General features: G+C 73.1%; 17 protein-coding genes. 10 read left to right on the forward strand and 7 right to left on the reverse strand.

The annotated features are described in order from the left end of the window. Positions 1–68 precede the first annotated feature (68 nt). Positions 69–1,454, forward strand: a complete 1,386-nt coding sequence (locus tag LRS74_RS30415; protein ID WP_277744018.1) for an aminopeptidase P family protein — start codon at positions 69–71, stop codon at positions 1,452–1,454. Positions 1,455–1,488: 34 nt separating this feature from the next. Here LRS74_RS30415 and LRS74_RS30420 read toward each other — a convergent pair whose 3' ends face one another. Then, positions 1,489–2,499: an oxidoreductase gene (locus LRS74_RS30420; protein WP_277744019.1), complete on the reverse strand. Its 1,011-nt coding sequence runs from the start codon at positions 2,497–2,499 to the stop codon at positions 1,489–1,491. 327 nt (positions 2,500–2,826) lie between these two features. Here LRS74_RS30420 and LRS74_RS30425 point away from each other — a divergent pair, with 327 nt between their 5' ends. The 3 genes from LRS74_RS30425 (at position 2,827) to LRS74_RS30435 (ending at position 4,709) form a co-directional block, all read left to right on the forward strand. Then, positions 2,827–3,372: a TetR/AcrR family transcriptional regulator gene (locus tag LRS74_RS30425; RefSeq protein WP_277744020.1), complete on the forward strand. Its 546-nt coding sequence runs from the start codon at positions 2,827–2,829 to the stop codon at positions 3,370–3,372. A 285-nt stretch (positions 3,373–3,657) separates the two neighbouring features. Further along, positions 3,658–3,954, forward strand: a complete 297-nt coding sequence (locus tag LRS74_RS30430; protein WP_277744021.1) for a hypothetical protein — start codon at positions 3,658–3,660, stop codon at positions 3,952–3,954. A 41-nt stretch (positions 3,955–3,995) separates the two neighbouring features. Continuing rightward, entirely contained in the window at positions 3,996–4,709 is a 714-nt protein-coding gene (locus LRS74_RS30435) for a GntR family transcriptional regulator (RefSeq protein WP_144383831.1), read from the forward strand. Here the strand turns inward: LRS74_RS30435 and LRS74_RS30440 are convergent. After that, entirely contained in the window at positions 4,706–5,155 is a 450-nt protein-coding gene (locus tag LRS74_RS30440) for a YchJ family metal-binding protein (RefSeq protein WP_277744022.1), read from the reverse strand. The two genes, LRS74_RS30435 and LRS74_RS30440, sit on opposite strands and share 4 nt — an antisense overlap. 49 nt (positions 5,156–5,204) lie before the next feature. Between LRS74_RS30440 and LRS74_RS30445 the strand changes: the two genes are divergently transcribed. From LRS74_RS30445 to LRS74_RS30465, 5 genes are all read left to right on the forward strand, one after another. After that, complete coding sequence (locus tag LRS74_RS30445) at positions 5,205–5,828, forward strand: histidine phosphatase family protein (protein WP_277744023.1); 624 nt, start codon at positions 5,205–5,207, stop codon at positions 5,826–5,828. A gap of 34 nt (positions 5,829–5,862) precedes the next feature. Continuing rightward, complete coding sequence (locus LRS74_RS30450) at positions 5,863–6,246, forward strand: RNA-binding S4 domain-containing protein (protein WP_277744024.1); 384 nt, start codon at positions 5,863–5,865, stop codon at positions 6,244–6,246. 295 nt (positions 6,247–6,541) lie between these two features. Further along, complete coding sequence (locus tag LRS74_RS30455) at positions 6,542–7,276, forward strand: Mut7-C RNAse domain-containing protein (RefSeq protein WP_277744025.1); 735 nt, start codon at positions 6,542–6,544, stop codon at positions 7,274–7,276. A gap of 60 nt (positions 7,277–7,336) precedes the next feature. Next, a complete protein-coding gene (locus LRS74_RS30460; protein ID WP_277744026.1) occupies positions 7,337–7,738 on the forward strand; it encodes a cupin domain-containing protein in 402 nt (133 codons plus the stop codon). A 140-nt stretch (positions 7,739–7,878) separates the two neighbouring features. Continuing rightward, a complete protein-coding gene (locus tag LRS74_RS30465) occupies positions 7,879–8,754 on the forward strand; it encodes a LysR family transcriptional regulator (RefSeq protein ID WP_277744028.1) in 876 nt (291 codons plus the stop codon). A gap of 69 nt (positions 8,755–8,823) precedes the next feature. On the opposite strand, the gene LRS74_RS30470 is transcribed toward LRS74_RS30465, so the two are convergent. From LRS74_RS30470 to LRS74_RS30480, 3 genes are all read right to left on the reverse strand, one after another. Beyond that, positions 8,824–10,641, reverse strand: a complete 1,818-nt coding sequence (locus LRS74_RS30470) for an amidohydrolase (RefSeq protein ID WP_277744029.1) — start codon at positions 10,639–10,641, stop codon at positions 8,824–8,826. Between the two features lie 218 nt (positions 10,642–10,859). Beyond that, positions 10,860–11,957 (reverse strand): SMP-30/gluconolactonase/LRE family protein, encoded by a 1,098-nt coding sequence (locus LRS74_RS30475; RefSeq protein ID WP_277744030.1) that lies wholly within the window; start codon positions 11,955–11,957, stop codon positions 10,860–10,862. Positions 11,958–12,245: 288 nt separating this feature from the next. Next, positions 12,246–12,950, reverse strand: a complete 705-nt coding sequence (locus LRS74_RS30480; protein WP_277744031.1) for a L,D-transpeptidase — start codon at positions 12,948–12,950, stop codon at positions 12,246–12,248. Positions 12,951–13,565: 615 nt separating this feature from the next. On the opposite strand from LRS74_RS30480, the gene LRS74_RS30485 reads away from it, so the two are divergent. Then, complete coding sequence (locus tag LRS74_RS30485; protein ID WP_277744032.1) at positions 13,566–14,894, forward strand: cation:proton antiporter; 1,329 nt, start codon at positions 13,566–13,568, stop codon at positions 14,892–14,894. Between the two features lie 229 nt (positions 14,895–15,123). Here LRS74_RS30485 and LRS74_RS30490 read toward each other — a convergent pair whose 3' ends face one another. Beyond that, positions 15,124–16,509, reverse strand: a complete 1,386-nt coding sequence (locus LRS74_RS30490; protein ID WP_277744033.1) for an MATE family efflux transporter — start codon at positions 16,507–16,509, stop codon at positions 15,124–15,126. Positions 16,510–16,512: 3 nt separating this feature from the next. Then, the gene (locus tag LRS74_RS30495) at positions 16,513–17,646 is read right to left on the reverse strand and encodes a cysteine synthase family protein (protein WP_277744034.1); all 1,134 of its coding nucleotides are present in this window, start codon (positions 17,644–17,646) and stop codon (positions 16,513–16,515) included. Positions 17,647–17,663 lie beyond the last annotated feature (17 nt).

The following is a 17,663-nucleotide window of genomic DNA, read 5'->3' on the forward strand; positions in this document are numbered from 1 at the left end:
GTTACTGACAACCCGTCTGCTTCGACCTCTGCATCTCCGTTACCCACCTGTGTCCGGGAGGCCCGACGATGACCGAGCGTTCGCACATCCAGACCAGCAGCCATGACCTGCCCATATCCCCGGAGTTGGCCGACTTCATGGGGCGGGGCTGGGCCGCCGCCCCGCTGCCCGGCGACCTCCGGCTGCCCGCCGCGGCCGTCACCCCCGCCCGCCGCGCCCGACTCTCGGCCCGCTTCCCCGGCGAGCGGCTGCTGATTCCCGCCGGCGAACTCCGGGTCCGCTCCAACGACTGCGACCACCGGTTCCGCCCGCACAGCGGCTACGCCTGGCTGACCGGGCTCACCGGCCCCGACCAGGCCGGCCATGTGTTGGTCATGGAGCCCGACGGCGCCGCGGGCCACGAGCCGGTGCTCTACCTGCGGCCCCGATCGCCGCGCGCCGGCCAGGAGTTCTACCGCGACCGCCGCTACGGCGAGTTCTGGGTGGGGCGCCGCCCCGACCTGGCCGAGGCCGAGCGGCAGACCGGCATCCGCTGCGCCCCCCTCGACGGGCTCGACCGACTGCCGCCGGGCCGCGACGCCGCGCGCGACCTCGGCCTCGCCGCCGCCCTCGCCGAACTCCGGCTGGTCAAGGACGCCTGGGAGGTCGCCCAGCTCCAACTCGCCGTCGACCACACCGTCGCCGGCTTCGAGGACGTGGTCCGCGCCCTGCCGCGGGCGCTCTCCCATCCGCGCGGCGAACGCTGGATCGAGGGCGTCTTCGGGCTGCGCGCCCGCGCCGAGGGCAACGGCACCGGCTACGAGACCATCGCCGCCTCCGGCGCGCACGCCTGCGTCCTGCACTGGACGCACAACGACGGCCGGCTCGACCCGGCCGAACTGCTGCTGCTCGACGCCGGAGTGGAGGCCGACACCCTCTACACCGCCGACATCACCCGCACCCTGCCGCTCTCCGGCCGCTTCTCGCCCGTCCAGCGCCGGGTCTACGAACTGGTGCTGGCCGCCCAGGAGGCCGGCATCGCGGCGCTGCGGCCCGGCGTGAGCTTCCGGGAGTTCCACCGCGCGGCGATGCGGGTCATCGCCGAGGGGCTCGCCGACTGGGGCGTGCTGAAGGACGCGGAAGGGGACCTGTATCGGCGCTACACCCTGTGCAGCAGCGGTCATATGCTCGGCCTCGACGTGCACGACTGCGCCCGGGCCCGCGCGGAGACCTATCTGGACGGGGTGCTGGCGGAGGGTCAGGTGCTCACGGTGGAGCCGGGGCTGTACCTCCAGCCGGACGACGAGACGCTGCCGGCCGAACTGCGCGGCATCGGGGTGCGGATCGAGGACGACCTGGTCATCACCGCCGACGGCGCCCGGCTGATGTCCGGCGCGCTGCCCCGTACCCCCGACGCGATCGAGGAGTGGATGGGCGCGCTCGCGGATGACCTTGGCAGTGGTCCTGCCATGTGACACGCCCCGGTGAGGCCGTCGTCGAGGTCGTTGATCAGTGCGGCCTGGCTGGCGCCACGCGGGGAGCGGTCGTGTCAGGAGGTGCGAGCGAACTCACCGGCACCGAGGCCGGAGAAGGTGGTTCTGCGGGCAATGAGTGGTGCACGCCGGTGAGCTGTTCCGAGAGCACCCACAACCGGTGGGCCGTAGAGGCGTCCTGGATGGCGCGTTCCCGGCTGCGGAGGACGGGCTCGCCACGGAGCTGAAACGGCCCATCGGGCACGACGTAGCTCCCCCCGGGCAGATCGGGGACGGTTGAGGCGTACAGGGAGGTCTTGGCGCCCTCTGGTGTGGGGCGGAAAGCGACGTGCAGGAGCAGGCGAGTGAGGACTCCGTATACGCGACCCCGGGTGCTGTTGGCACCGCCGGTGAGCACGTTGGAGCGCGTGAGTCCGGGGGCGACGGCCATACTGCGCAGCCTCACTCCGGCGGCATCAGCCCTTCGCTGCAGTTCCATGGCGAAGTAGAGATTTGCCCGCTTGGACTGCACGTAGGCGAACGCCGCGCGGTAGTGGTGCTCGGCATTGAGGTTGGACATGTCGAATCGGGCGAATCGCTGGCCCTCGCTGCTGACCGTGACCACGCGCGGGCCGGCGGCGGCTAGCAGGCGGGGCATGAGGAGGCCGGTGAGCGCGAACGTGCCGAGGTGATTGACGCCGAACTGGGACTCGAAGCCGTCGGCGGTCCGGGAGAACGGCACCATGGCGACACCGGCGTTGTTGACCAGGAGATCGAGCCGATCGTGGCTCCAGCCCTCAGCGAAACCGCGAACAGATGTCAAGTCGGCGAGGTCGAGCATGCGCAGTTCGGTGCGGGCACCAGGTACCTCTGTTCGCAGCCGCTCCACCGCGTCCCGTCCGCGCTCGCGGTTGCGGCAGGCCAGGACGACATGGGCGCCGCGGCGGGCGAGTTCCCGAGCGGTGACGTACCCGATGCCGCTGTTGGCGCCGGTGACGACGACCAGTCGCCCCGACTGATCAGGGATGGAATCCGGCGTCCAGCTCATGCGCGGAACCGTTTGCGGCACCGAGTTCGCGGAGCGATGGTCGATCAGGCGAGGGCCGTACCCAACGCCGCACGCGGCTGGGTCGTGCTGGTCGGACAGTAAGCCTCGGGCGGCTGCCCGGGAGTCACGGGTCATGGGGACCTCGATCCATGGGTCAGGAGTGCCTGCGGCCCGAAAGAGCACAGCCGCATTGCAACTCAAGGTTGCGATACTCTGATCCTGTCGCAGGTTCTGCCATCAACGCAACCTGGAGTTGCAATGGATTCTGTCGGGTCGTCCTCACAGCGTGCCCCTGCTGTCGGGCGAGGCAAGAAGATGCGCGCAGCCGTGCTGGAGGCGACCATCACCGAGCTCACGAAGACCGGGTATGCGGCTCTGACCGTCGAAGGCGTCGCCCAACGGGCCGGCGTACACAAGACGACGATCTACCGGAACTGGAGAGACTCCGACGGCCTTGTCGCCGACGCGCTGGCCAGCCACTTCGCCACAGACATCCCGATCCCCGACACCGGGGCGGTGGAGAGCGACCTGCGCGCGCTGGCCCGCTCCCTCGTTGCCACCATGACCACGCAAGCCGGCCGGGCCCTGCTGACCACGGTCCTCTCGGACGCCGTACGCCTCCCCCGGCTCGCCGAAATCAAGCACGCGCTCTTCGACGACCGGTTCCGGCGGGCGGAACCCGTTGTCACCCGAGCCGTTGAGCGCGGCGAACTACCTGCGGACACCGACCCTTCCGAACTCCTCAAGGCCCTCGCCGCGCCGATCTACTTCCGGTTCGTGTTCACCGGCGAGCCGGTCGACGAGGCGACCGCAGACCGGGCAGTGCACGTTGCGCTGGCCGCCGCGCACGCTCGCGTGCTGCCAGCGATGTGACCGCGGACCTGGGCGCGCGGCGCCGGCCCGTCAGCGCTTCACCGACCGGTTGGGGACGACCCCGCTGCCCGTCGCCCCAGGCTCACGCTGCTGTGTGGGTGCCGTCGGCCGCAAAGCGACGGGGCTGCCAGGGTCGACGTACAGGCCGACTCGCCCGCGAGCGGCAAGACCGTTGCGCGCCCGAACGACCGGGGGACCGAACAACGACTGCGCTCCCTGCCCGGCGCCGATCGGGTGACCGCCCGCGCGCTCACCAAGGTCAGCCTCGCCGGATACACACAGACCGTGTTCGCCGACTTCTACCGCGGGGACACCCGGGACCTCGCCTCCGAGATCGTCAAGGGCCACTGGCCGACAGATCCCGGCCAGGCCGCGGCCGGACCGGCATTCCTCGCGCACCGGCTGGTGGTGGACCACGTCGGGGTGATCTCGTTCCCGGAGTCCACGAAGCAGGTCTGGCACATGCCGCAGCTGGCCGTCCTCGTTCTGGCGGGCGTCGTGATCGCCGTCCTCGGTGCACTGATCCCGGCAAGGTCGGCGGCGCGGCTCACTATCGCACCGGAGGCAACGGGGAAAACGTGACATTGTACTCTGGTGCTCCGCGAAAGCACGGAGGCCGGGACATGGGCGATCTCAAACAGCGCAATCTCATCACCGCCCAGGAGCGGTTGCGCGACCAGGTGGCCAACGCCCTGCGGGCGGCGCTCATCTCGGGCGAGCTGCGCCCAGGTTCGGTCTACTCCGCGCCCGGCCTCGCCGCCGACTTCGGGATCTCCGCCACGCCGGTCCGCGAGGCGATGCTCGACCTGGCCCGCGAGGGCCTGGTCGAGCCGGTGCGCAACAAGGGCTTCCGGGTCACCGAGGTCAGCGAGCGGGACCTGGACCAGTACACCGAGATCCGCACCCTGATCGAGGTCCCGACGGTCGGCCGGGTCGCCCGCACCGCCGCCCGCGAGGACCTCGAGGCGCTGCGCCCGGTCGCCGAGGAGATCGTCCGCGCCGCCCGCGAGCACGACCTCATCGGCTATCTGGAGGCCGACCGCCGCTTCCATCTCACCCTGCTCGGCCTCGCCGGCAACGAGCGCCTGGTGGAGACCGTCGGCGAGCTGCGCAAGCGCTCCCGGCTGTACGGCCTGACGGGCCTGGACGAGCGCGGCGAGCTGCTGCCCTCGGCCGAGGAGCACCTGGAACTCCTCGACCTGCTGCTGGCCGGCGACGCGGAGGGCGCCGAGGCGTGCATGGCCCGGCACCTGGGCCACATCCGCTCACTGTGGGCCCGCGCCCGCGACGAACCGGTGGAGCCCCGGCCCGAAGGGCTGCGGCTGGGCGCCCGCTAGAGCGCGTCGACGTAGACCCAGGCCCCGTCGTGCCGCGCGAAGCGGCTCTGCTCCTCCATCTCGCCCGGGTGACCGCGGTGGCGGTAGTGCGCCCGGAAGGTCACGGTGCCCGCGGTGTGGAAGGCGCTCCCGTCCGTGGTCTCCAGCACCTCCAGCCGATCCCAGTGCAGCCCGGGATCGAAGTCGACCCGCTCCGGCCTGGTCCGCGGATGCCAGCTCCGCAGCAGGTACGCCTCGTCCCGCACGACGAACGCGCTGTAGCGGGAGCGCATCAGCGCCTCGGCGCTGGCGGCCACGCCCTGCCCGGTGTGCAGCCGACCGCAGCACTCCTGATAGGCGGCGGGCAGCCCGCAGGGGCAGGCGGAGGGGGCGGTTGGCGTGGCGGTGCGCCCGGCGGGCTTGGCGGGCGCGGTGCCGCGCCGGGGGCGTGAGCTGCGTCGTGACATGTCGCCATTCTGCCTGCCCGAGCCCCGGTCGCCTGGCATGATCGGGCCCATGGACGGAACGGCCACCCGAACCCTCTACCTCGCCCGGCACGGCGAGGCCCTCCCGGACCAGAGCGGACTCACCGAGAACGGCCGCCGCCAGGCCGTGCTGCTGGGGCGGCGGCTGCGCAGCGCGCCGCTGACCGCGGTCCACCACAGCCCGCTGCCCCGCGCCGCGGAGACCGCGCGCCTGGTCGGCGCGGAGCTCGACGGGGTGCCCGTGGCGCCCGCCGCCGAGGCCGCCGACTGCATCCCGCAGGTGCCCGAGCGCTCGGAGCTCCCGCCCGACGTGGCCGACTTCGTGCTCGGCTTCCTGGATCGCTTCCCGGCGGAGGAGCGGGAGCAGGGACCCGCGGTGGCCCGCGCCGCGCTGGAGCGGTTCGCCGGCCCGGTGTCCGGCGACACGCCGCGCCACGAGTTGGTCGTCACCCACAACTTCGTCATCGGCTGGCTGGTGCGCGCCGCCCTGGAGGCCCCGAACTGGCGCTGGGTGGGCCTCAACCACGGCAACGGCTCCCTGACGGTGATCCGTTACACCCCCCGCCGGCCGTCCGCCGTGCTCCTCGCCAACGACATGGGGCATCTCCCGGAGGAGCTGCGTTGGACCGGCTTCCCGCCGGAGATCCGCCTCTGAGTGCCGCGGGCCCGGACGACGTAGGGTCGGGGGCATGGCTACAGACGAGGGGACCGACGGATCCGTACGGGTCGACAGCTGGATCTGGTCGGTGCGGCTGACGAAGACGCGCTCGCTGGCCGCCACGGCGTGCCGCGGCGGCCATGTGCGCGTCAACGGCGAGCGGGTCAAGCCCGCCCACGCGATCAAGGCGGGGGACGAGGTGCGGCTCTTCCACGCCGGCCGGGAGCGGATCGTGGTCGTCACCAAGGTGGTGCGCAAGCGGGTCGGGGCGCCGGTGGCGGTCCAGTGCTACGTCGACAACTCCCCGCCGCCGCCCCCGCGCGAGGAGGTCGCGGCTCTCGGCGTGCGCGACCGGGGCGCGGGGCGCCCCACCAAGCGCGACCGGCGCGATATGGAGCGGCTGCGCGGGCTGTGACGCCCGCGCCGGCGCCCCGCCCGCACCCGCCCGCGGGCGCGTGGGGCCCGCGGGCTCCCGGCCTCCCCGCACCAGACACGCCCGGTGCGTTCGGCTCCCGCTCCTGACGTGCCCGGTGCGCTCGGCTCCCGCATGACGTGCCCGGTGTGCTCCGCTCCCGTACGTGACGCACCGTACGCGGAGCGGAGCGCAAGCGGTCTCCCAGCCGCATCCGGCGACGCCACGGAGTGCCGTGAGGCGCTCACCACTGGAGAAAACCGCAGGTGGAGGTGGTGCGAGGTGGCATCCTGGCAGTGTGAACGGACCGGAGATCCACTTTTCCCTCGCCCCTGAGCTGCGTCTCTTCGCCGTGCCCGAGCGGCGTCGTGAGCGCACCAGCGTCCGCACGGACGGGGCCTCCTCCCTCGGGCACGTCGTGGAATCTCTGGGGGTTCCGCTCACCGAGGTCGGCCGGCTGCTGGTCGACGGCCGGCAGGCGACGGTCTCCCATGTGCCCCGCGCGGGCGAGACCGTCGAGGTGCACGCCGTCGTCCGGCCGCAGCACGTGCCGGGCGCCCCGCTGCGCTTCCTGCTCGACGTGCACCTGGGCACGCTCGCCCGGCGGCTGCGACTGCTCGGCGTGGACGCGGCGTACGAGAGCGAGGACATCGGCGACGCGGCGCTGGCCGCCCGCTCCGCCGAACAGCGCCGGGTGCTGCTCTCCCGCGACCGGGGGCTGCTGCGCCGGCGCGAGATCTGGGCCGGGGCGTACGTCTACAGCGACCGCCCCGACGAGCAGTTGCGGGACGTCCTGGGCCGCTTCGCCCCCGACCTCGCCCCCTGGACGCGCTGCACCGCCTGCAACGGCCGGCTCCGGGACACCGACAAGGAGCAGGTCGGCGACCGGTTGGAGCATGGCACGCGCTCCACCTACGACGTCTTCGCCGAGTGCACCGAGTGCGATCGGATCTACTGGCGCGGGGCCCACCACGCGCGGCTGAACACGATCGTGGAGAACGCGGTGAGCGAGTTCGGCGGCGCGGCGGTCTGACCCGCCGCGGGCGCACCTCCGTACAAGACGGATCCGCCGGCCGCGCCGAAGATCGATCACATGAACGCACACGCACAACCCGTGAACCTGACCGAGGCCCTGGCGTCCTTCGCGGACGTGTACAGCCCCCGCATCGTGGCCCGGATGAACGACTACGACGTGCGGATCGCGCACACCCTCGGCGAGCACGTCTGGCACGTGCACGAGGACACCGACGAGTTCTTCCTGGTGTTGGACGGCCGGTTCGACGTCGCGCTGCGCGACGCCGACGGCCGGGAGACGACGGTGGTGCTGCGGAAGGGCGACACCTTCGTCGTCCCGAAGGGCACCGAGCACAAGCCCTCGTCGCCCGGCGGATCGATCCTGATGTTCGAACCGACCGGGACGCCGACGACGGGGGACCGGCACGAGGGGGAGATCCCGGACCACGTGGACAGCACCACGGGGCACGCGCTGTCCTAGGCCGCCCGGCGGGCTGGGGACACCGGCCGGGGCGCGCCGGCCGGGCGTCGCCGGCCGGGTGCCGGAGCGGGGCCTCCGTCCGCTGCCCTAAGCTATGAGAACGGTGGTTCTCTAGCTGTGGGCTGCGAGGGGTCGGCGAGATGTCCAGACCGGAACTGGTCACGCTGCGGACGTTTCTGAGTGTGTACCGCACGGGCGGGGTCGCGAAGGCGGCCGCCTCGCTGGGGCTCTCCCAGCCCGCCGTCTCCCAGCATCTGCGGGCCATCGAGGAGTCGATGGGGCGACCGCTGTTCGCCCGGGCCGGTCGGGGCATCGCGCCGACCGAGGTCGGACACGCCCTGGCCGCCCAGGTGGCCGAGCACCTCGACGCCCTGGAGGGCGCGGTCGGCGGGATGCGCTCCGACGCCGACCGCGACACCGGCCCCGTCTTCCTCGGCGCCCCGGCGGACCTGCTCGCCGGGTACGCCCTACCCCTGCTGGCCCCGCTGCTGGCCCGGGGCCTGGTGGTGCACTGCCGCACCGGGCTCTCCCCCGATCTGACGGAGGCGCTGCTGCGGGACGAGCTGGACGCGGCGCTGGTGACCAAGATCGAGGGGGCGCCGACCCGACAGCTCTTCCTGCGCCACTCGCACGACGAGGAGTTCGTCCTGGTCGGGGCCGTGGACCAGGCGGCGTACGACCCGTACCACGGCGCCTCGGGCCGGGGGTTCGTCGGCTACTCCGAGGAGATGCCCATGGCCCGCCGCTACTTCCGGCTGTGCTGGGGCATGCCGCCCCCGGCGCCGGTGCTCACCGTCGCCGACATGCGCGGGGTCGTCGCGGTGGTGGCGGCCGGCGCCGGCCTCGGGGTGGTGCCCCGTTATCTGGCCCGGGACGCCCTGGACGCCGGACGGCTGCGGGTGCTGCACACCCCGCGGGAGCCGGTCACCAACGCCATCTACCTCGCCACCCGGCGCGGCAGGGAGCGGTCGCCGAGCCTGCGGGCGCTGTTCGAGCGCCTCACCGGCGACGGCTGACCGCTCCCCGGCCGCCTCCCGGGATGGCCGCCTCCCGGGACGGCCGCCTCTCTCGGCCAGCGGCGCTCGCTACGGCCGGTTGGCCCCGGTGAGCAGCGGGGAGTACGCGGGCCGCACCGGGGGCGACGGCGGGTCGAGGCGACGGTGCTCCCGCGCCGCGTAGACGATCCGACCGCCGACCATGGTCAGCACCGAGGTGATGGCCGGGATCCGCGCGTCGGCCACGGAGAGGAAGTCCTCCGAGAGCACGGCCAGGTCCGCGTACCGGCCGGGGGCCAGCGTGCCCTTGTCGCCCTCCTCGCCGGAGAGCCGGGCGCTGCCCTGCGTCATCAGCCGCAGCGCCGCCTCCCGCTCCAGGATGTTGTCGCCGCCGTAGAGTCGCCGGCCGCCGACGGTACGGCCGGTGGCGAGCCAGTACAGCGCGATCCACGGGTTGTCACCCGCCACCCGCGTCGCGTCGGTGCCCAGTCCCACCGGCACTCCCGCGCGCAGCATCCGGGCCACCGGCGGGGTCCGGCGTGCGGCCCGAGCGCCGTAGCGCTGCTGGAACGCCTCCCCCTGAAAGGCCATGCGGTGCTGCACGGCGATCGCGCCGCCGAGCCGCGCCACCCGGTCCAGGGTGGCGTCCCCGATGGTCTCGGCATGGTCGAGGATGAACGGCACCCCGGGCCCGTCCGGCCCGTAGACCCGCTCGATCACCGACAGGAAGCGGGTGATCGACTCGTCGTAGGTGGCGTGCAGCCGGAACGGCCAGCCCCGGTCGCGCAGGAAGCCGAGCACCGCCCCGAGTTGCTCCTCCATCGCGGGCGCGAGCTCGGGCCGCGGCTGCTCGAAGTCCTCGAAGTCGGCCGCGGAGTACGCCAGCATCTCGCCCGCCCCCGCCACCCGCAGCAGACCGTCCCCGGCGCCCGGGGCGGTGAGCTCCGCCATGCGCCGGAAGTCGGCGAGCTCCTCACCCGGACGCTGGGTGAACAGGTGGTAGTTGACGCGGACGGTGAGCTGACCGGCCGCGTGCAGCGCACCGATCACACCGTAGTCGTCGGGGAAGGTCTGATGGCCGCCTCCGGCGTCCATCACGCTGGTCACCCCGCGGGCGTTGAGATGGCGCAGATAGTGCCGGGTGGAGACCAGCCGGTCCGCCGGGTCCAGGGTGGGCAGCCTGGCGAGGGTGGAGTACAACAGCGTGGCGTTGGGCTTGGCGATGAGCATCCCGGTGGGGTCGCCGGACGCGTCGCGCTCGATCTGCGAGCCGGGCGGCTCCGGGGTGTTCCGGTCGAAGCCCAGGACGCGCAGCGCCGTGCGGTTCAGCAGGGCGCGGTCGTAGAGGTGGAGCAGCAGCACCGGCGTGTCGGGCACGGCGGCGTTCAGCTCGCTCAGCGTCGGCAGCCGCTGCTCGGCGAACTGGTACCGGCTGAAGCCGCCGACCACCCGCACCCACTGCGGCGGGGGTGTGTGCTCGGCCTGGTACCGGATGAGCCGCAGCGCGGCGGAGACCGAGCCGACCCCGGCCAGCGACAGCTCGTGGGTGTAGCTCAACCCCTCCCGGATGAGATGGGTGTGCGAGTCGTTCAGTCCGGGGACCACCCGCCGACCGCGCAGCTCGATCACCGCGGTGTCGCGGCCGACGCGGGCCCGGATCTCCTCGTCCGATCCGGTCGCGACGACCCGGTCGCCGCGCACCGCGAGCGCGGTGACCTGCGGGCGGCGCGGGTCGAGGGTGCTGATCCGGCCGCCGAGCAGCACGGTGTCGACCGGGCCGGAGGCGTCGTCGCCGCGCCCCGGTCCCTGGGGCCGGGCCGCGGCGGGCGTCGGCGTGGCGCCCAGGAACGCGGCGCCGGCCAGGGCGGTGCCGGCCAGGGCGGCGCCGGTGAGTCCCGCCGCGCCCACGATGACACGGCGGCGCGAGGGCGCTTCGGGCTCCGACGGACGGTCGGACGGGCCGGAGGAGTCGAGAGGCCCGGACGGCGGAGACGGCGGAGACGGCGGAGACAGCGGAGACGGCGAGGACGGTCCAGGTGGTCCAGGCGGTTCGGATGGTTCGGGCATGGTGCGCTCCGCGGGGTCGTTCTCGATGAGGCTCGGCGATGTCGGCAGGGGCGGGAAGGTCAGCGCAGCGGCACCTCGGTGACGCCGAACGGCAGCACCGGCGGGTTCGGTCCGCTGACGGCGGCCGGGCTGCCCTTGGAGTCGAACTGCGCGCTGACCACCAGCAGCCGATCGCGGTGGAGGGCCACGGAGGTCGGGAAGCGGAACGTGGGGTCGGCTATCGACGCGCGGACCGTCGCGGCCGCGTAGTCCCCGTCGGTGAAGCACAACACCGCCACCGAGCGCGGGGTGTTCTGGGCCACGTACAGCGTCCGCCCGCTGAGGAAGATCCCGTCGGGCGTCTCCAACGCGCCCGCCGGCAGCAGCACCCGGTCCACCCTCCGGCTGGCCAACGTGATGCGGTACAGCGCGTTCTCGTTGCGCTTGGCGACGATCAGGAAACGGCCGTCGGGGGTCGCGACGATGCCGTTGACGTTGATGCCCGCGGCCCCCGGCGCGGTCACGTACTGGAGCGGGGTGCCGGCGAACTCGAGGGACCGCTCCAGCCGGTAGCCGGTCCCCGTCGGCACCATGCGGTACAGCCAGGGATTGATCGAGTCGGTGACGTAGGCCGAGCCGTCCCGGTGCACCGCGAGGTCGTTGAGAAACGTCCCGGACCCGCCCAAACCGTTGTCCAGCGTGGCCAGGTGGTCGCAGGTGCGGGTGTCGTAGACGTAGATCCGCCCGGTCTGTCGCGACAGCACGATCAGCCGGTCCCCGGCCAGCGCGATGCCGTTGGCGATGGCCCGGCCGTCCGCTCCCGACGGCGAGAACACCGTCACCCGGTCGCTGCCGACCTTCCCCCGGAAGATCGTCCCGTCCTTCACCGACCCGACGTAGAAGGTCCCGCCGGCCTGGTCGACGGCGATGCTCTCCGGGAACACCTCCGCGCCCGGCAGCGGGATGAACGACGAGCCCGCGGCGGGGCCGTCCGCTCCGGGCGCCCGCCGGGCCCGGGCCGGCGCGGCGTACGCGGCGGCTCCCGGGCCGCCCACGCCGACGGCGGCGACGGTGGCCACCGCCGCGGCGGCGGCCGAGCCGAGCGCGAAGGCCCGTCGGCTGACGGCGCGGGGCGGGGTGGAGGGGGTGGTGGACGGCGTGTGCGACGGCACGGACATGGGACTCCTTGGCTGGGGCCGAATGGGCACTGCTCGCGTGCCAGGCCAGCCAAGCGGAATCCCCATGGGCGAGCCATGAAGATCCGTGCGGCGATGGATAAGGAAAGTTGTGGAGAGCGGCCGCCTCACCAGTACGCATGCACACCCGGTGGCGGCTCACGGCCGCGGCTCACGGCGGCGGTTCGCGGTGGCGGTTGCGGTGGACGGCGGCGAGGTCAGCCGCTGCGACACGGGTCAAGCCTGACGGGGCCGCGCAGGGCCCCGTCATCCGCCGTCCACCGCGCGCTGTCACGTGCCGGGCTTGCGGCCGTACACGAAGACGTCGTCGCCCTTCTTCAGCAGGCTCCAGTACTTCTTCGCGTCGGACTTGCGCATGTTGACGCAGCCGTGCGAACCGGGCGGCGACCACACGCTGCCGCCGATGGAGTGGAAGGCCTGACCGCCGTCGAAGAACTGGCTGTACGGCATCGGGACGTCATAGAGGTCCGACACATGGTCGATGTCCCGCCAGTAGATCTTCTTCAGGCCGGTGCGCGTCTCGAACTTGTCCCGGCCGGTGCGCACCGGCACCGGCCCGAAGACCAGCTTGCGGCCGTCCTGGATCCAGCTCAGCTGCCGGGTGAGGTCGACGCAGGCGATGCGGCCCTTGTTGACGGGGCACTTACCGGCCTTGTTCGGGTTCTTGCCGGCCGCCTTCTGCTCGTTCATGAGCTTCATGACGCCCCAGGTCGCCGAGCCGGCGTAGCCGATGTTCGGGCTGATGCCATGGGTCGTCTGGAACTTCTGGATCGCCAGACAGTCGCCCCGGGACTGTCTTCCGTCCACCGGCCGGCCGAGGAACTTCTCGACCTGCTTCTGGTACGGCCCGGTGTCCTTGGTGCAGGACGGGGCCGCCTGCGCCGGGGAGCCCAGCGCGATCGACAGCGGCACCACCATGCCCATCACGCCCAAGGCGACCCCCGCACGGCGGCCCGATGCCGCGAATACCCCCATGATCGGTCCTTTCTCCTGACTTTTCTGCCGGGTTAGACAGCCGACCATGGCAAGCGGTTGCGTCGGGTGGGGGACTTTTCCATGCAATCGACGGAATCGGCGGAATCAACAGGATGGGCGGGATCGGCGGGATTCGACAGGATCGACGGGATCGACGGGATCGGCAGAAGGTGCCGGCGGGACCGGATGGGCAGCTGTGGTCGCGGAGGGCCATGAGCTGTCACCCAGGGCAACACTCAGGCTTAGGCTAACGCTGCGGGGTGACCCCGGCAGCCCGGCCGAGCCATCCGGGCGCGACGTCTGCGTCACGCACCTACTCACGGCGTCCGTCGGCCGCCGTCCCGGGGCGTCCGCCGCCCGCGCCGTTCACCGTCCCGGCCTGTCCGCCGCCCGGGCCGTCCGCCGTTCCCGGGCTGTCCGCCGCACGGGCCGCCCACCGTCCCCGGGTGTCCGCCGTCCACGATGCGGACGTCTCACCGCCCGGAGGCGAGTGCTCCCCGGGGTTTGGCGGGAAGCATCGCGCATATGCGTGGCAATCCGGTTGCCGCCCTCCGCAGACTGTGCCTGCGTGCCTCCCCGCGCGCACTTGTTCGCCCCCCACCCCCTGGAGGACAGATGGCAGGGCCGCACGCCCTACCCCTGGACGCGATCGTCATGGCGGACATCGCGATCGTGCTGCTCGCGGGAGCCGGCGTGCTCGCCCTGGCCCGCCGGCTGCGCCAGCCCCCGGTCATCGGCGAGATCGCCGTCGGCATAGCGCTCGGGCCGAGCGTGCTGGGGCTGTTACCGGGAGACCTTCCGCAGCGGATCTTCCCGGACGAGGCCCGCCCGCTGCTGTCCGCGGTCGCCCAACTCGGCCTGCTCCTCTTCATGTTCCTGGCGGGCTGGGAACTGGACGGCGCCATGCTGCGCGGTCGCCAGCGGGCGGTGATCTCCATGGCCGCCTCGGCGATGGCGGTGCCCTTCGCCCTGGGCGCCGGGCTCGCGGTCCTGCTGGCCGCGGAGTACGGCGGGGACACCGGCACCAGTGCCTTCGTGCTCTATCTGGGCACCGCCATGTCCATCACGGCCTTCCCCGTGCTGGCCCGCATCCTCAGCGACAGCGGCATGATCCGTACCCCCGTCGGGGTGCTGGCGATGGCGTGCGCGGCCATCGGGGACGTCATGGCGTGGTGTCTGCTGGTCGTGGTCGTCGCCGTGGCCGAGGCCGACGGCGGGGGACGGGTCGTCGAGGTCATCGTGTTGACCGTCCTCTACGCGCTGGTCATGGCCCTCGTCGTGCGTCCGTTCCTGCGCTGGGCGCTGCACCGGGCCGGGGAGCGGGCGGCGGCCGGGCGGCTGTTCACCGTGGTCGGCGCCGGGGCGCTGCTCTCCTCGTACGTCACCTCGTGGATCGGCACCCATGCGATCTTCGGCGCCTTCGCCTTCGGCCTGGCGATGCCCCGTCAGCTGCGACAGGGGCTGCGGGAGAGCATCGAGGAGCCGCTGAGCAAGGTCGGCACCCTGCTGCTGCCGGTGTTCTTCATCATCACCGGACTGTCCGTCGACTTCGGCTCGCTCGGCTGGTCGGACGTCGTCGTGCTGGCCGCGATCCTGGCGGTCGCCGTGGCCGGCAAGCTGGCGGGCGCCATGGTCCCGGCGCGGCTGGCCGGGCTGCGCTGGCGCGAGGCCACCGCGTTCGGCGTCCTGATGAACACCCGCGGGCTGACGGAGCTGGTCATCCTCGACGTCGGCCGCCGACTCGGGGTGATCGACGCCCGACTGTTCGCGATCATGGTGGTGATGGCGCTGGTCACCACGGCCATGGCGGGCCCGCTGCTGCACCTGCTCGGCGTCACCGACCCGCCGGCCGACACCGCCCGGCTGCCCGCCCAGGGCGGCGGGGACGACCGCGCCGACGAGGAGCTGACCGCGGCCGGGACGCGCGGCGACGCCGCGAAGTGACGCCGCGTAGTGACGCCGCGTAGTGACGCCGCGAAGTGACGGCGTGGAGTGGCGGCGTGGAGTGACGCCGCGAACTGACGGCGCGAGGTGGCGGCGCGCCGCGCGGGTCCGTACGACGGAGTCCGCCGCTGTGAACGGAGTCCGCCGTACGACGGGCCCGCCCGTACGACCGGTGGCTCCGGTCGTACGGGCGGGCCCCCGGGCCCTGGTCCCGGTGCCACGCCCTCGGTCACGGCAGTGCGCGGTGGAAGCGGCGGAGCAGCAGCGCCGCCGTGGTGGCCAGGCCGGCGAACAGGCCGCACCAGGTGCCGAGGGTCTCCAGGTCGGCGGCCACGCCGAGCAGCCACGCGGCGGGCAGGCCGACCAGCCAGTAGCCGACCAGCGTGATGCGGAACCCGCCGCGGGTGTCGTCGAGCCCGCGCAGCAGCCCCACGCCGATGTTCTGCGCGCAGTCCACGTACTGCAGGACCGCCGCCACCAGCAGCAACCCGGTGGCGGTGTCCAGCGCCGCCCCGCCGCCCTCGGCCCCGTCCAGGAAGGGCCGCAGCACCAGCCGGGGCAGCGTCGCGTAGACCAGCGCGACCCCGCTCATCACCATCGCGCCGCAGATCAGCGCGGTGCGGGCGGTGCGGCGCGCCGCCTCCGGGCGGCCCCGGGCCAGCTCCCGGCTCACCCCCAGCGAGGCCGCGTGCGAGAGGCCAACCGACACCTGGAAGACGATGTACACCAGCTGGTTGACGGCGGTGTGGGCGGCCAGGGCGGCGCTGCCGAAGCTGCCGACGACCAGCGCGACGACCGAGAAGAAGCCCGCCTCGGAGCCGTAGGTGGCGGCGATCGGGATGCCCAGGCCCAGCAGTCGGCGCAAGGTCGCGGGCCGGGCGCGCCAGGCGGCCAGGGTCAGCATCGGGGCCAGCTCCGGGTCGCGGCGCGCCGCGGCGTGCAACGCCAGGAACGACAGCAGATGGACCGCCGTGGTGGCGAGGCCGATGCCGGCCAGGCCCAGCCGGGGCAGCGGCCCGCTGCCGTGGATCAGACCCCAGTTGAGCGCCGCGTTCACCGCGACCGAGCCGAGGGTGATGCGCAGCAGCGCCTGCGGGCGGCGCAGTCCGACGGTGAACTGACGGATCGTCTGGAACCAGAGGCAGGGGAGCAGCCCCGGTGCCAGCGCCAGCAGCATGGGACGCATCCGGTCCACCACGGCCTGGTCCTGGCCGAGGAGGCCCACGGCCTCGCCGATCAGCACCATCAGCACCGCGCCGGCCGCCCCGGCCAGGGTGGCCAGCGCCAGCGCCGCGCGCAGCAGTTCCCGCACCTCGCCCCGCGCGTGCTCGTCGGTGGGCTCGTTCCGGGCCGAGGCGGCCGCGATCTGGTTGCCCACCGCCGTGACCAGGCCGACGCCCATGGTGCGCAGCTGGTTGAAGATGACCAGCGCCAGCCCGCCGGCCGCCAGCTCCGTCACCCCGAGGACGCCCATCATCACCGTGTCGGTGGTGGTGAGCGCGACCTGGGCGAGCTGGGTGAGGGCCAGCGGCACGGCGAGGACGGCGAGTTCGCGGCCGTCCCGGCGGAAGGCGGCGACCGGGCCGGTGTCCGCGGTCGGTGTCGAGGTCGGCATGGGTCACTCCTCTTTCTCCCGATCGCCCGAACGGTATCCGCCGCCCGCGGAACCACGCTCGTGTCCACCGGAGGCACGGCTCCGGCCGCCCGGCTCGCCGCCGCGGCCGTGGTGCGCGCGGAGTGCGGTGAGGCGCGCCGTGACCTCCTTCTCGACGGCCGGATCGAGCAGGTCCCGTTCCGCCATCCAGGCGTCGTCGAAGACCGTGTCGAGGTACTTCTCGCCGCCGTCGTTGACCAGCGCGACCATGGTGGCGCCGGGCGGCAGCCGATGCAGACGGTCCAGCGCCGCATGGACCACGCCGCCCGCGGAGCCGCCGATGAGCAGCCCGGTGCGGGCGGCGACCGCCCGCGCGGTGGCGAACGCCTCGACGTCGCCGACCTTCACGCCCTCGTCGATCAGGGCGAAGTCGACGAGGGCGCCGATGGGAGCACCCTCGGGGGTGCCGGTGCCGGACTGGTAGTAGTCGTGGGCGGGGCCGCCGAAGGCGATGGAGCCCTTCGGCTCGACGCCCACGGTCCGCACCCCGGGCACCGTCCGGCGCAGCTCCCGGGCCGTGCCGCAGAGTCCGCCGCCGGTGCCGACGGCGCCGATGAGCACGTCGACGCGGCCGTCGAGGGCCTGGTCGAGCTCGTGGGCGACGCGGTGGTACCCCACCGCGTTGGCCGGGTTGTTGTGCTGTTCGGTGAAGACGGCGTTCTCGGTCTCCTTCGCCAGCCGCTCGGCGAGCTCCTCGCGGGCGGCGGTGGCCAGCTCCCCGGTGCCGTCCTCGGCGACGTACACGAGTCGGGTGCCCATGGCCTTCATGGCGCGGAGCTTGTCGACGCAGGCGTGGTGGTCGACGACGGCGGTGAAGGTGTAGCCGCGCTCCGCGGCGATCACGGCCAGCCCCAGGCCGGTGTTGCCGGAGGTGGACTCGATGATGTGGCCGCCGGGGCGCAGCGCGCCGCACTCCTCGGCGTCGAGCACCATCTGGCGGGCCATGCGGATCTTGGCGGTGCCGGTCGGGTTGAACATCTCCAGCTTGAGCAGCAGCCGGCCGCCGTCGCCGGTGCGGCACAGCTCGAACAGGGGAGTGGCGCCGATGAGTTCGGAGACCCGGCGCGCGATGGTCGGGCGGAGGAGGGTGTTGTCCATGTCGGTTCCCGGGGGGA

This window comes from Streptomyces sp. LX-29 (genome assembly GCF_029541745.1).
Classification (GTDB): domain Bacteria; phylum Actinomycetota; class Actinomycetes; order Streptomycetales; family Streptomycetaceae; genus Streptomyces.

Bases quoted from the DNA above. Each gene is read 5' to 3' on its own strand.
- LRS74_RS30480 (WP_277744031.1), bottom strand. From the start codon at position 12,950: ATGGGGGTATTCGCGGCATCGGGCCGCCGTGCGGGGGTCGCCTTGGGC.
- LRS74_RS30415 (WP_277744018.1), top strand. From the start codon at position 69: ATGACCGAGCGTTCGCACATCCAGACCAGCAGCCATGACCTGCCCATA.
- LRS74_RS30485 (WP_277744032.1), top strand. From the start codon at position 13,566: ATGGCAGGGCCGCACGCCCTACCCCTGGACGCGATCGTCATGGCGGAC.
- LRS74_RS30420 (WP_277744019.1), bottom strand. From the start codon at position 2,499: ATGAGCTGGACGCCGGATTCCATCCCTGATCAGTCGGGGCGACTGGTC.
- LRS74_RS30435 (WP_144383831.1), top strand. From the start codon at position 3,996: ATGGGCGATCTCAAACAGCGCAATCTCATCACCGCCCAGGAGCGGTTG.
- LRS74_RS30490 (WP_277744033.1), bottom strand. From the start codon at position 16,509: ATGCCGACCTCGACACCGACCGCGGACACCGGCCCGGTCGCCGCCTTC.
- LRS74_RS30450 (WP_277744024.1), top strand. From the start codon at position 5,863: ATGGCTACAGACGAGGGGACCGACGGATCCGTACGGGTCGACAGCTGG.
- LRS74_RS30445 (WP_277744023.1), top strand. From the start codon at position 5,205: ATGGACGGAACGGCCACCCGAACCCTCTACCTCGCCCGGCACGGCGAG.
- LRS74_RS30495 (WP_277744034.1), bottom strand. From the start codon at position 17,646: ATGGACAACACCCTCCTCCGCCCGACCATCGCGCGCCGGGTCTCCGAA.
- LRS74_RS30475 (WP_277744030.1), bottom strand. From the start codon at position 11,957: ATGTCCGTGCCGTCGCACACGCCGTCCACCACCCCCTCCACCCCGCCC.
- LRS74_RS30460 (WP_277744026.1), top strand. From the start codon at position 7,337: ATGAACGCACACGCACAACCCGTGAACCTGACCGAGGCCCTGGCGTCC.
- LRS74_RS30440 (WP_277744022.1), bottom strand. From the start codon at position 5,155: ATGTCACGACGCAGCTCACGCCCCCGGCGCGGCACCGCGCCCGCCAAG.
- LRS74_RS30465 (WP_277744028.1), top strand. From the start codon at position 7,879: ATGTCCAGACCGGAACTGGTCACGCTGCGGACGTTTCTGAGTGTGTAC.